Source organism: Pelagibius sp., from assembly GCF_028289705.1.
Classification (GTDB): domain Bacteria; phylum Pseudomonadota; class Alphaproteobacteria; order Kiloniellales; family Kiloniellaceae; genus Pelagibius.
The window spans coordinates 13,242-26,413 of record NZ_JANQOI010000188.1 but is presented as its reverse complement, the minus strand read 5'-3'; the positions used below and the strand labels follow the sequence as shown (position 1 = coordinate 26,413).

General features: G+C 65.9%; 13 protein-coding genes. All 13 read right to left on the bottom strand.

Annotated elements, in window-relative coordinates:
• Positions 1–3 precede the first annotated feature (3 nt).
• Positions 4–1,017 carry an arginase family protein gene (locus Q0996_RS24215; protein ID WP_299626337.1) on the bottom strand — a complete coding sequence of 338 codons (1,014 nt, stop codon included), beginning with the start codon at positions 1,015–1,017 and terminating at the stop codon, positions 4–6.
• A 216-nt stretch (positions 1,018–1,233) separates the two neighbouring features.
• Positions 1,234–1,938 (bottom strand): RraA family protein, encoded by a 705-nt coding sequence (locus Q0996_RS24210; protein WP_299626335.1) that lies wholly within the window; start codon positions 1,936–1,938, stop codon positions 1,234–1,236.
• A 20-nt stretch (positions 1,939–1,958) separates the two neighbouring features.
• The gene (locus Q0996_RS24205) at positions 1,959–2,660 is read right to left on the bottom strand and encodes an alpha/beta fold hydrolase (RefSeq protein ID WP_299626332.1); all 702 of its coding nucleotides are present in this window, start codon (positions 2,658–2,660) and stop codon (positions 1,959–1,961) included.
• Positions 2,657–3,802 (bottom strand): cobalamin-independent methionine synthase II family protein, encoded by a 1,146-nt coding sequence (locus Q0996_RS24200; protein WP_299626329.1) that lies wholly within the window; start codon positions 3,800–3,802, stop codon positions 2,657–2,659. The genes Q0996_RS24205 and Q0996_RS24200 overlap by 4 nt, the downstream gene beginning before the upstream one ends.
• Before the next feature lie 20 nt (positions 3,803–3,822).
• Positions 3,823–4,905: a cupin domain-containing protein gene (locus Q0996_RS24195; protein ID WP_299626326.1), complete on the bottom strand. Its 1,083-nt coding sequence runs from the start codon at positions 4,903–4,905 to the stop codon at positions 3,823–3,825.
• A 10-nt stretch (positions 4,906–4,915) separates the two neighbouring features.
• Positions 4,916–5,884 (bottom strand): ester cyclase, encoded by a 969-nt coding sequence (locus Q0996_RS24190; protein WP_299626323.1) that lies wholly within the window; start codon positions 5,882–5,884, stop codon positions 4,916–4,918.
• Positions 5,881–6,936 (bottom strand): LacI family DNA-binding transcriptional regulator, encoded by a 1,056-nt coding sequence (locus tag Q0996_RS24185; RefSeq protein WP_299626320.1) that lies wholly within the window; start codon positions 6,934–6,936, stop codon positions 5,881–5,883. The genes Q0996_RS24190 and Q0996_RS24185 overlap by 4 nt, the downstream gene beginning before the upstream one ends.
• Positions 6,933–7,697: an SDR family NAD(P)-dependent oxidoreductase gene (locus tag Q0996_RS24180; RefSeq protein ID WP_299626317.1), complete on the bottom strand. Its 765-nt coding sequence runs from the start codon at positions 7,695–7,697 to the stop codon at positions 6,933–6,935. The genes Q0996_RS24185 and Q0996_RS24180 overlap by 4 nt, the downstream gene beginning before the upstream one ends.
• 62 nt (positions 7,698–7,759) lie before the next feature.
• Positions 7,760–9,073, bottom strand: coding sequence for a histidinol dehydrogenase (hisD, locus tag Q0996_RS24175; protein ID WP_299626314.1), 1,314 nt, complete (start codon positions 9,071–9,073; stop codon positions 7,760–7,762).
• A complete protein-coding gene (locus tag Q0996_RS24170) occupies positions 9,067–9,630 on the bottom strand; it encodes an ester cyclase (RefSeq protein ID WP_299626311.1) in 564 nt (187 codons plus the stop codon). Before Q0996_RS24170 ends, hisD begins: the two co-directional genes overlap by 7 nt.
• 30 nt (positions 9,631–9,660) lie before the next feature.
• Complete coding sequence (locus tag Q0996_RS24165; RefSeq protein ID WP_299626308.1) at positions 9,661–10,818, bottom strand: carbohydrate ABC transporter permease; 1,158 nt, start codon at positions 10,816–10,818, stop codon at positions 9,661–9,663.
• Entirely contained in the window at positions 10,815–11,837 is a 1,023-nt protein-coding gene (locus Q0996_RS24160; RefSeq protein ID WP_299626304.1) for a carbohydrate ABC transporter permease, read from the bottom strand. Before Q0996_RS24160 ends, Q0996_RS24165 begins: the two co-directional genes overlap by 4 nt.
• Before the next feature lie 102 nt (positions 11,838–11,939).
• A complete protein-coding gene (locus tag Q0996_RS24155; protein WP_299626301.1) occupies positions 11,940–13,154 on the bottom strand; it encodes an ABC transporter substrate-binding protein in 1,215 nt (404 codons plus the stop codon).
• Between the last annotated feature and the right edge of the window lie 18 nt (positions 13,155–13,172).

Here is a 13,172-nt window from a genome sequence, read left to right as displayed (position 1 = left end):
CACCTACTCCCGGAAGTGGCTGTCGGCGATCAGGCTCAGCATCTCGAACATCACCGCCATGGTGACCATGGCGGTGATCTTGTTGGGGCTGTCCTTGGTGGGCATCAGGCAGGCGACGTCGCCGCCGACGATGTTGAAGCCGCGCACCGCGCGCAGCAGAGCCATGGCCTCGTCGATCATGAAGCCGTTACAGCCGGCCTCGATGTTGGCGCAGCCCGGCGCCACCATGGGGTCGAGGCAGTCGAGGTCGAAGGTGATGTAGACCGGATGGTCGCCGATGCGCTGCTGGATGATCTCGATGGCGCGCTGCAGCCCGATCTCCTTGTAGCGGTCCATGGTGATGACCTCGTAACCCAGGTCGTAGCTGGGCTTCAGCCAGTCCAGGGTGCGCGCGTTGCCGCGGATGCCCACCTGAACGCTGCGTTCGGCATCGACATGGCCGTCCTGCACAAGGTAGGCCGCCCAGTGGGCCGCCGACTTCTCGGCACCCAGGAAGTGCTTCATGTTGGAAAAGGCATCGGTGTGGGCATCGAAGTGGAGCAGCGCCGCCTTCTTGCCGCCGGTCAGTTTCGATTGGGGACCGCCCAGGGCCTGCAGGATGCCGCCGGTGATCGAGTGATCGCCGCCGACGGAGACCGGCCGCGTGCCGGCGGCGTCGACCTTCTCGTAGAAGGCCGTGATGCGTTCGATACAGCGTTCGTTGTTGTTGGCCTCCGGAAGCGGCACGTCGCCCAGGTCGTGGATGCGGCAGGCATTCCAGGGGTCGAGTTCGAAGTGCATGTGGACCCGCCGGCCGTTGGCGGAGATGTCGCGCACCGCCCGCGGCCCCAGGTGCTGATCGCGCTCGGTGGTGCCGTTGCCGGTCGAGTGCGGCACCCCCACCAGGGCGATGTCGCAGGCCGTGGGATCGGGGTTGTGGGGTGCGCGAAACAAGGTGGGCACGCCCCACCAATAGAGCGCATCCATGAAAACCCTCTGGTCACGCTCGGCCTGCGGTGCGCTGTCGTCCGGTGCCATCTCTCCCCTCCTCTGCGGTTCATGCTGACCCAAGCGGCGCGCGGGCGCGGCCCCTCGCCGGGGAGAGACTATCGAACCAAAGCGCCCGCTCCGGCAAGTGTTCCCGGCGATCGGAAGACCGGGTTGCATTCGTTCGAGGCCCTACACCAGTCACTCAAGCTTTGTGGTGACTGCTGAAACGCGCAGAGGCGTCCGGCGGGCGGTGCGTGCGAGGCTTCACGTTCTGGCCGCCTCGAAGGCTTGCCAGGCTTTCTCGAAGGCTTCGAAGTCGAACCCCGGCCGCCCCGCCGGGTCCAACACCAACTTTTCCGATGCCATGAGGGTCTCAATGGCCGCCGGCAGGGCAGAAACAACATCGTCCGGTATGCAGACGGCGCCGTGGCGGTCGGCATGGATCAGCGCACCCGGGGCGACGTCCATCCCCAGAACCGAGACCGGCTGGTCGAAGTCCAGGACATGGACGAAACCGTGGGAGGGGCCGACCGAGCCGGCCAGGATCTGAAAGCCCGGCGCCAAGGCATCGAGGTCCCGCATCACGCCGTTGGTCACGGCGCCCGCGAGGCCGAAGCCCTTGTGGACCGCGGCATTGATCTCGCCCCAATAGGCGCCGACGCAATCCGGCTCGTCGACGTCTTCGATCACCACGACGGCGGGGCGCGGCGGCTCGGACATGTAGCGGTAGTAGGCCATGCGCCGGGCCTTGATGGTTTCGGGGGGCTCTGCCGCTGGGGCGCTCGCCTTGATCCTGGCGGTCTTGGCATAGCCGACAATCGGCTGCAGCGCCGGGTCGGCCACCTGCATCGTGCGCCTGGTGAAGGCATCGAAGCCGCGCCGGCCCTGTGCCACCTCGATGGCGTTGCAGACCGTCGGCGTGTCGACGCGGCGAAGGGTCTCGAAGAAGGCTTCGGTCAGGTCTGTCATGGTCGGTCCCGGGGTCGGAGTCAGTTCAGCCAGCGGCGCAGGGCGGCGGAGGTTTCCGCCGGGCGCTCCAAGGTCGGCAGGTGACCGGCCTCAGGGATAATCTCGAGACGGGCCCGCGGCAGTAGGGCAGCGATCTCCAGGTGCCGCTCGACCGGACAGAGATTGTCGCAGGCCCCGCAGAGCACCAGGGTCGGCACCTCGGCGGCACGCAGGGTCGCGCTCTGGTCCGGCCGGTCCCGCAGCGCCGTGGATTGGCGCACGAAGACCTCGGCGCCGAGATCGAGGGCCATGTCGAGCACGGTGTTGAGGATCGTCTCGTCGTCCCGGCTTTGCGGGGCGAGGTAGAGCGGCTTCATCTCCTCGATCAGGACACGCCGCAGGGCCCCGCCCACCGCCCGCTCGATCTGCGGCTGCCGCAGGGCCTGGCGGTCCGGCGCCTCGGCACGGTGGTTGGTGTCCAGGAGCGCGAGGCGCTCCACCCGCTCGGGTGCCTGGCGCATTACTTCCATGGCCACGATCCCGCCCATGGACAGGCCGGCGAGGGCAAAACGCGGCCAGGGCGCGGCCTCGAGCACCTGCCGGGCGATCTCCGATATCGTCTCGGCGCCGCCCAGGTCGCCCACCCGGATCTCCGCGATATCGTCGAGATCCGAGATCTGCGGGGCGAAGAGCCGCGCATCGCACATCATGCCCGGCAGCAGCAGGAGCGGCTGCCGACTCACGCCGCGCGGCCCCAGAGCCGGCCGGTGGCGATGGCCGCGCCCTCGGCCAGAGCCGCGAGCTTGGCCCAGGCGATCTCGCCGTCGACGGCGCCGAAGCCGGCGAAGGTGGCGAAGCCGCAGTCGGTGCCGGCGATCACCCGGTCGCGGCCGACGAGGCCGGCGAAACGCTCGATCCGCTGGGCCACCAGCTCCGGGTGCTCGACGAAGTTGGTGGTCGAGTCGATGACGCCGGGGATCAGCCGGTAGTCCTCCGGCAGCTTGGTATCCTCCCAAACGGTCCATTCGTGGGCATGGCGCGGGTTGGAGGACTCGAACAGCAGCGCCCGCGGTTTCGCTTTCAGGACCGTAGGCAGGACCTTGGCGAGGGCGATGTCGCAGTGGTGCGGGCCCTCGTAATTGCCCCAGCAGATGTGGATGCGCACCCGCTCGCCGGGAACGTTGCGCAGCGCGTGGTTCAGGATTTCGACGTGGCGCTCGGCGGTCTTGATGAAGTCCTCGTCCGAGAGATCGGGAAACATCATATGGCGCCCGAGGCCGAGGTCGGGGCTGTCGAGCTGCAGCAGCAGCCCCGACTCGACGATGGCCTCGTACTCCTGGCGCATGGCCTCGGCGACCTCTTCGAGGTAGGCCTCGTGGCTGGCGTGGTGTTCGGAGGGTTGGAACAACGCGATCACCCCAGGCGTCGCCGAGTTCATGAAGCCTTCCGCATAGCCGGTCTTCGCCATGGCCGCCTTCATGCGGGCAATGTCGTCGTGCAGGGGCTGAAGGTCCTTGACCGCGATGGGGCCGACGCATTTCGGGCGCTTGTAGCTGGGCGTGCCGCCGGCCTTGGCGAGCTTCTCCAGGAAGCTCGGATAGGCCTTCAGGTCGGCGGGCGGGCGCCGCGGGCTGTCGCCCTCGAAGCCGGTCAGCCGGTCCTTGATGTAGGTGGCATAGGAGATCTTCGACATCTCGCCGTCCGAGGGAAGATCGATGCCAGCCTCGCGCTGGCGGGTCATGACGCGCTCGACGCCGGCGCCAATGACCCCATCGAACCTGCTCTCTTCGACAGTCTCGCCGCGCTCGCGGGCAAAGACGACCTCGGTCACGTCCTCCGGCCGCGGCAGGGAGCCGACGTGGGTCGTCAGGATACGATCGCTCATCGATGCCACTCCTCCGTGGTTTACCCAGCACTCCGTAAGGCCGCGCCGGAGCTGACCGAAGAGGCTCCCGCCCCCGGCGCATCCGGTTCGACGAAGCGCGGTGCGCCCGGCGCGTCGCCGCCGCGCACGACGAAGGCAACGGTGTCGCCGGAGATGCCGGCCTGGAAGGCCCGCGCCAGGCCCTTCGGCACCGTCAGGGTGTCGCCGGCGCCGACGACGACCTCACTGCCGTCCCAGCCTACTGTGAGGGCGCCGCGGTGGACAAAGATGACCTCCTCTTCGTCGCGGATGTGACGGGGCACACGCGCGCCGCTGCGCATCTTCAGGCAGCGCAACGCAAAACCGTGGGGCCACCAGCCGACGATGGGTCCGGGCCGGAAGCCGTCGCCGGTCGGCGCCGTCGTGATCACCGGGCATTCCTCGACACCCTCGCGCGCCAGCGGCGAATTCGGCTCTCCACGCATCTGCGCTGACGTGAGGACACAGTCCGCAAGCTTCTCGGCGGGCGGTGTCGCGAGCGCCTTCAGCTCGGCCTCGGACGGCGGCTGTTCGAGTGCGGCGCCTTCCGGCAGGGTCTCGCCGGCGGCTGTGTCGATCAGCCGTCCGCCTTTGAGAAGCTTGAGGCCGTAGCTGGCAGCCATGTCGAAGACGTTGGGTGCCCAGGTCACTTTGCCGGGATCGTCGCCGCCCAGGACCACCCAGAGAAAGCCGACATCCTCGTCGAGCTTCTTGAAGCCGCGGAACATGTGGATCGGCACCGAGGCGACGTCCCCCGGGGCCACATCCAGGTGTCCGTCTTTGCCGTCCGGGCCGAAGATCAGGCGCCAGCGCCCGCTGTGCACGACGAAGACCTCCGCGGTGTCGTGGCTGTGCTGGGAGTTGACGCAGCCGCCCGGCTGGCGTGCGCCGCCGATGTTAAAGCCATGGGGCTCGGCGATGTGCACATGCTGGTCCGGGCTTTCCGAAACCCCCGGCCCGATGATGGTGAAGTTCTCCTTCTTGTCGGAGCCCGGCGTCCGGGTGTCGACGAAGGCAGTCGTACAGGGAACCAGCTCGGCATAGCGGACAAGCCGCCTCTGCATGTCTTCAACGATCAGGGTCATCCTCTGGCTCTCACCCCGTTTGCATCAGGATCTGTTTCCAGATCGCGGTTTCATCGAACAACACCCACTCGCGGCGCAGGCCCCAGGGTCCGAACTCGGCATGGCTGATGCCCATCACGTAAACCATGGCGCCGGTGGGCTCGCCGAAGGCCCCGAAACCGTCGTGCTTGCCATGCAGGCTCCAGCGCAGGGCGGCCCGCGGCGGCATCAAGGGATCCTCGCGGCCGATGGCGTGTTGAATTTCGAAGGCCGCCGAGGGAAAGGCCGAGCGCAGGCCCATCCAGAAGCGGTCTGCGGCGTCCCAGCCATGACCGGCGATGCCGCCGGGCATCTGAAGCTCGGCGGCGCGGTCGTAGACCTGCGGGATTGCCGCCATGTCGGCGGCCATGATCCGGGTCAGCAGATCGGCATAGCGCCGGCCGAAGTCGTTGCCGTTGCCGTTGCCCCGGTAGCGGCCTGCGACGTCGGTTTCGGGTGTCAGGGGGCGGGTGCAGTGATCCGGCCCACCTTCCTTGGTAATGCGGTCCGCCGCAAAGCGCTTGGGTTCGATGCCGAGCTGGCGCACAACGGCGCCCTGATCGCGAACCATCCATTCATCGTAGATCTGGCCATCTTTTGCCGCGCAATCGGCGAGGATGCGATAGCGCAGGGTCTTCCCAGTGGCCGCGCCATAGACCCCATTGCCGAGATGGGTGGCGGTGGACAGCAAGCGGTGGGACGAAAGATAGCCCTCCTCCTCGTCCCCGCTCCAGATCACGTCCTCGCCCAGCAGCGTACGGTCCGGGAACTCCGCCAAAGTCGCCATGGTCGCCGCGATGACGGCCTCGTTGCCGACCACAATGGAGGACGGGGTACGCACGGGAATCGTTTCGCTGTAGTGTTTGCGCAGCGTGGCGATACCACGGTCTTCCCAGATCTCCTTGGTCACCGCGATGATGTAATCCGGCAGATCCTGGTACTTCTGGTCGAACCCCCTCATGGCCAGACCTCGGCGTCCTCTTGGCCGTCCGGCCGTCGCGCGGAACCGCGGAGCATCAAGGGGCCTCCAATAGCGATGCGCTGAGGCATGACCTGACCTTCCTCGATTCGGTCCATGAGGATACGCACGGTGGCATCGACCATCCGGTTCGTGGGCTGGCGGACGGTGGTGAGATCGTAGCTGGACCAGGCCGCCTCGGGCACGTCGTCGTAGCCGACCACAGACACGTCCTCAGGCACCCGGATGCCCAGCACGTGCCGCAGCACGTCGAGCACGGCAATTGCCATGTGGTCGTTGGCCACGAAGACAGCGTCCGGGCGATCCCCTGCAGGACGGTCGAAGAGCTGGCGCGTGGCCTGCTTGGCGTGCTCGAAGTCGTAGTCGCCCACGGCCCGATCGAACAGGGGAATCCCCGCTTCTTCGAGCCCCTTGAGGAAGCCGGCCTCGCGGTCGCGGTTGGTCGACGCCCCCTCCCAGCCGGCGATATAGGCGATCCGCCGATGACCGCCGGCAACCAGAAAGCGGGCCACGTCGCGGCCACCTCTCAGGTTGTCGGAGGTCACCGCCGATAGCCGCTGGTCGTCCTGGGAGCGGTTGAACAGAACAACAGGAACCCCGGCGGCATCACACTGGGCGGCGAGGTCGGAGGACATGGCCACCGAGGCCATCACCAGGCCGTCGACCTGGTAGTCGAGGATCTCTTGCAGGACGTGGTCCAGGTTCCCGCGGGTCTGTGAGGCCATGAACACCAGGATGTGGTAGCCCTGGGCCTGCAGCGCATTGGACAGCTTCTCCAGGGCAACGGGATAGAACTGGTTGTCGAGGTAGGCCACGACCACGCCGATAATGCGCGAACGTCCGCTGATCAGCGAGCGGGCCAGCGCGTTGGGCCGGTAGCCCAGCGCTTCAGCCGATTTCATGACCCTTTCGCGCATGGTGGTGGAGACGCTGGCGCCGGGGGTGAAGACCCGGCTGACCGCCGACTGGGAGACGCCCGCGTGGCGCGCGACATCGGTGGAGGTAACGGTTTCCTTGACCATCTTTCCGCTCATGCCGCCGTCCAGCCGCCGTCGACCATCAGGGCAGAACCGGTCACCAGGGCCGAAGCATCCGAGGCCAGAAAGATCACGGCCCCCATGACGTCTTCGGTTCGTCCGATGCGTCCGAGCGCGATCTTGGAGTTCACCTCCGCCATGAAGTCCGGGTCATCGAGAGAGGGTCTGGTCAACGCCGTTTCGATGAAGGTCGGACAGATCGTATTGACGCGAATGTCATGCGGCCCGAGTTCCCAGGCCATGGACTTGGACATGCCCTCTATCGCGTGCTTGGTGGCACAGTAAACCGACCGCTTGGCGCCGCCGACGTGACCCATCTGGGAGCCGATGTGAATGATAGAACCGGGAAGCCCGGCCGCAATGAGATTCGTCGCCACGGCCTTGGCGACGAAGAGGGCGGCGCGGATGTTGACCCCCGCGACAGCGTCATAGTTTTCCTCCGTAACGTCGACCAGATGGGCCGGGCGGTTCATGCCGGCATTATTCACCAGAACCTGGAAAGGACCGTGCTCGCCGACCACCGCTTCGACGGCAGCCACATCGGTCACATCCAGGGCCACAGCCAAAGCCGATCCACCGCCAGCGCGGATCGCCTCGGCCGCCGCCTCGATCTCCGAGGCCGTGCGCGCCGTCAACAGCACCTCCGCACCGGCCTCCGCCAACGCGGCGGCCATGGCAAGGCCAAGGCCGCGCCCGGCTCCCGTCACCAGGGCCTTACGCCCGTCCAGTCTGAAGCTCGGCGTCTTGGGCAAATCCATCGCTTCGCTCATTCCTCCTGAATGATACCCGGCTCAATGATACCAGTGCCTTTGGATTCGGCTCAGGCCGCGTCTACAGCGCTGTAGGGTTTTACATTGCGCCGGCCGTAGCGGCGCACACGGATGTTCGCCTGCTCGCCGTGGCCGGCAAAGCCCTCCAGCGCGCAGAGCCGCGAGCAGTATTCGCCCACCAGCGTGCTGGCCTCGTCGGTCAGCACCTTCTGATAGGTGCAGGTCTTCAGGAACTTCCCGACCCAGAGACCGCCGGTATAGCGCGCCGCCTTCTTGGTCGGCAGGGTATGGTTGGTGCCGATGACCTTGTCACCGTAGCTGACGTTGGTCCGCGGCCCCAGGAACAGCGCGCCGTAGTTGGTCATCCGCTCGAGGAACCAGTCGTCGCGCTCGGTCATGACCTGGACATGCTCCGAGGCGATCTCGTCGGCCACCCGCAGCATTTCCTCATAGTCCTCGGCGACGATCACCTGGCCGTAGTCCTCCCAGGCCCGGGCGGCGACCTCTCCGGTGGGCATCTGCGGCAGCAGCCGTTCGACCTCGGCCATGGTATCCCGGGCCAGCTTCTCCGAGTTGGTGAGCAACACCGCCGGCGAATTCGGGCCGTGCTCGGCCTGGCCCAGCAGGTCGACGGCGCAGAGTTCGCCGTCGACGGTCTCGTCGGCGATCACCAGGGTTTCGGTGGGCCCGGCGAAGAGATCGATGCCGACCCGGCCATAGAGTTGCCGCTTGGCCTCGGCAACGAAGGCGTTGCCGGGCCCGACCAGCATATCGACCGACTCGATCGTCTCCGTCCCCAGGGCCATGGCGCCAATCGCTTGGATGCCGCCGAGCACGTAGATCTCGTCGGCACCGGCCATGTGCTGCGCGGCGACGATCGCCGGGGCCGGCTTGCCCTCGAAGGGCGGCGCGCAGGTGGCGATGCGTTTCACCCCGGCCACCTTGGCGGTGAGCACCGACATATGGGCCGAGGCCAGCAGCGGGTACTTGCCCCCGGGCACGTAGCAACCGACGGAATTCATCGGGATGTTCTTGTGCCCAAGTATGACCCCCGGCAGGGTTTCCCGCTCCACGTCCTGCAAGGCCGCCTTTTGGATCTCGGCGAAGTTGCGCACCTGAGTCTGTGCGAATTCGAGGTCGGCAAGCTGCTTTTCGGTGAGCTGGTCGAGGCAGGCCTGGACCTCCGCCTCAGAAAGCCGATAGCTCTCGCGATCCCAACCGTCGAACTTGATCGACATCTCGCGCACCGCCTGGTCGCCGCGTGCCGCAATGTCGGACAAGGCGGCCTCGACGATAGCCCGGACCTCGGCGTCGGCCGCCGCCACGGCCTCGGCATCGCGGCCCTGCTTCAGGTATGTCACCATGTCCCTGTTTCCTTGCTAACGCTCTCTGCCCCGTCCGGACGCGGCGGCGCCTTGCGGCCGCTGTCGTAGGCCTCCCAGCCATGGCCATCGAAGGGGTCCACCCCGAGCTGGCGCATGACGTGCGGGAAGTCGACCATCACCCAGTTGTCGACGATGCGGCCATCCTCGACCTTCCAGAAGTCCATGTAAGGGATTTCCACCCGCTTGCCGGTGGGCGGGATGCCCATGAACTCCCCGGAGTGGGTCGCCTCCTGCCGGCCGAAGCAGGCACCCCACTGGCCTTGAAAGATGCGGGCCTCGTCGGTGCAGATCTTGTCGGAGAAAGCCGCCTGGAAGGGCCGCTGCCAGTTGTCCTGGAACTCCTGCAGTCCCCGCTTGGTGCCGCAGCCGGCATTGCCCATCCAGGAAAAGCCCTCGGCGAAGAACTCGCCGATATCGTCGATGCGGTGGTCGTTGAGACCGTCGACCATGGCCTCGATGACGCGCTGTGTCTCCGCGGTCTTGGAGAGGTCGTTGTCCCGGGTCAAACGGGCCTGGTCCGGCCGCGCACCTTTCATCTCATCTCGTCCTTTCTCCCGTAAGTCCCGCTAGCCTTTGACCGCGCCCTGGGTCAGACCGGAAACAATCTGTCTCTGAAACACCATGACCAGCACGAACAGCGGTGCGGTGATGGAAACCGCCGCCGCCACCGCCTCGATCTGGTCCGTGGTCGTCGTCTCTCGATTGAAGTAGCTGGCGATGGCCGGGACCATGGTCTGGTTCTGCGCGTCCAGCAACAGGGAGGTCACCAGGTAGTCGTTGTAGGCCAGCAGGAAACTGAACAGCCCCGTGGTGATCACACCGGGCCACATCACCGGCATGATGACCCGGCGAAAAGCCTGGAAGTGCGAGCAGCCGTCGACCCGCGCCGCCTCGTCCAGCTCCCGCGGGATGTTCTGGAAGAAAGAGCGCAGCATCCAGATGGTGAAGGGCTGATTGATCGATACCAGCACGGCGATCACCGCCCAGGGCTGGCCGTAGAGTGTCGGCGCGGCCTCGCCGAAGACCGGCCGGAGGATCTCCGCGGAATTGATGAAAGGCGGCAGATAGCCGGTCACCAGCACCGAATGGGGCAGCGCGCGGAAGATCAGCGCCGCCACCAGAAGCCAAAAGGCGAGATTGCTGTCGGAGCGGGCCAGGCCGTAACCGGCCAAGGTGCCGACGGTCAGGGACACCACGACCACGCCGGTGGTGACGATCAGCGAATTGATGAAGTTGCGGTAGAACTCGTTCTCGAACCAGACCGCGCGATAGTGCTCGACAGTCGCCCCGATGATCGGGTCGCCCAGGAACCCGAGCAGAGGATCGAGTATGCCGGTGACCGCCGGATAGACGTAGACGAAGGCGAAGATCACGGCGCACCCGAACAGCGCGACCGCTGAGAGCCAGCCAAGCCAGATCTGCCTGTCGACGGTCAGCCGTTGGGCAAGCGGTGCCAGGTGGCGGGTCGCAAACACATAAACAAACACCAGGAGCGCAATCGCGAACAAGATGCCGAAGACCGAGAGGCCCTTGCCCTCCAGCCGCGTTGCCGGCCCGAAGATGACGTCCAGCGGATTGCTGGCGAAGGCGTCGACCGGCTTCTTGAAGCTCATCACCGCGATCCAGAACAGCGGCAGGGCGGCGATCAGGCACCAGAAGCAGAGGAATCCGGCGGAGGTGAGCCGCAGCGCCAGCGGCTGGCGCAGGGCGTTGGGCGTGCTCATGAGCTCCCCCTATGGTCGCGCCAGGTCCGCATCAGTAAGGGGATGAGCAGGATCACGATTCCGATCATGGTCAGCATCGAAGACGCCGAGGCTCGCGAGATCGATCGGTTGCCGCTGTCGTCGGGGGTGAGGAAGTCGTAGGTCAGCCACTGCAGCGAAATGACATGGGCCTCGCTGCGGAAGCCGATGACTTCCTCGAACACCCGGTAGGCATCCATCAGGTGGATGAGGGAGACGAAGATGATCAGCGGCATGAGATGGGGAACGATCACGTAGCGCAGCCGCTCGAAGCGGGAGGCGCCGTCGATGATGGCGCTTTCCATGGTGTCCATGTTCAGGGTCTGCAGCGCCGCGTAGAAGATCACGAAGGCAAAGGGCGCAACGTGCCAGACGCGGTAGAACAGCATCAGGATCTCGATGGTCCAGCCCTGGGCGAACATCGCAATGTCCTGCTGGAGCCACCATTCGAGGAAGGCCGTCATGATGCCGTCGCCGACGAAGAGCCAGCGGATGGACAGGGCGCCGATCACCGGGGTGATGATGAAGGGCAATAGGGAGACGAAGATCACCGGCCCGCGGATCGAGCGGACTGCGTTGTTCACCGCCAGAGCAAGGACGAGTCCGACGCCGAGGATCAGCGGCAGGGTGATCAGGGTGAAGGTCAGCGTGAACCGCAGGGCCTTCCAGAAATCGATGTTGAGCAGCTCGCCAATGTTGCCGTTCCGCAGGGCCGCCGCGGCACGCTCCGGCTCCAGCACATTGCGATAACTCTCAAGGCCGACAAAGCGGGTCTCGGTGAGCGGCAGGCCGCTTTCCATGAGAACGGGGCGCGAGCGGGTTTCGGTTACGCAGGTCTGCTCGGGGAAGCCCGGCGTGCAGGTCTCGACTTCGACCGTCTCGAAGACCTGCTGAGTGACCTCGAAGCTCTGCCAGAGGACGCTCACCAGAGGTGCTGCGATGAACAGCAGCATGAGGAAGAGCGACGGCCCGACAAAGGCGATGAAGGTGCGTCCTTTCATGCTGCTCCCCCTCCCCTGGTTCCTGTCATTCGATGCATGCCCTTGGCCACGGCCGGCGGGCCGGGTCGGCCGAGGGCAAAGGCCCCCGGCCGGAGAAGCGGCCTAGAAGAGGCCGGTTTCCTTGGCAGAGGTGGTGTACTCCGCCTCCACATCGGCGAGCGCCTGCTCGGCGGTCTTTGCACCGGTCAGGAAATCGGCGACGTTGTTGCCAAGGGCGGTATGCATCAGGCCCATGGCCGTCGAGGCGGGGAAGCTGGGCGCGCCGCCCTGAAGGGACTCGATGGCACCGACGGCGAGGCGGCCCGGCTGGTAGCCCTTGATGAGCCAAACGGCGATATCGCTGTTGGCTTGCACCATGTCGCTGTCCAGCCCCTCCATGGCGACGCGGAACGCCGCGTCCGCCTCTTCGTCGGAAATGTTCTTGGCGATGACGATTCCGTCCCACCAGATGGTGGTCGCCGGCTTGCCGCCCGGCACGGCGGCCGGGGCCGCGGCCATCTCGATCTTGCCCACCACCTGGCTCTCGGCCTCGTCATCCATGGCCCCGGCACGCGAAGCCCAGAGATTGGCCATGGCGATCTTGTTCTGCTGGAACTGCTGCTGCACATAGGTCGAGTCGGAGACCAGGAACTCCGGGTCCATGTATTCGGTCAGCGCCTTCATCATGTTGAGCGCCTTGATGCCGGTCTCGTTGTTCACGTTTGGCTGGACGCCGTCCGTGAAGAATTCGCCGCCCATGCCGAGGAACATGTTCACGAACTCCATGCCGACGTTCCAACCGGTCTTCATGGTCGCCCCGATGGGATAGTCGACCACCCCGGCCTGCTTGATCTTCTCGGCCGCCGCCAGCATCTCGTCATAGCTCTTCGGCGGCGCGATGCCGAGGTCGTCCAGGATGTCCTTGCGGTACATCAGGTGCTGCGCATTCACCATCATCGCGATCGACATCACCTGGCCGTCGACCTTGATGAGCTGGTTCGAGGTGAGGTTCTGTCCGTACTTGGCGACCAGGTCGTCCAGCGGACGGATCGTTCCCTCGTTGAGCAGCGGAACGATCGTCGAATTCGCGACCCCGCCGATCTGATAGAGCGAGGGCGTTGCCGCGAAGGCGGCGGGCTGCTTCTTGCGGAACTCCTGATCGAGCTCCGCTTCGAAGTTGCCGCATTCCGCCATGGCGGCCGTCACCGCTTTCCAGGCTTCGAAGCCGGCGCTGATCGATTTGACGGGGACCTCGTTGTCGAACTCACAGGCGGAGCTTGCGGCACTCGGGACAAACAGCAGAACCGCGGCGAGCACGGCTTTGGCAAGTGGTTTCATGGGTTCCTCCCTGGTGCG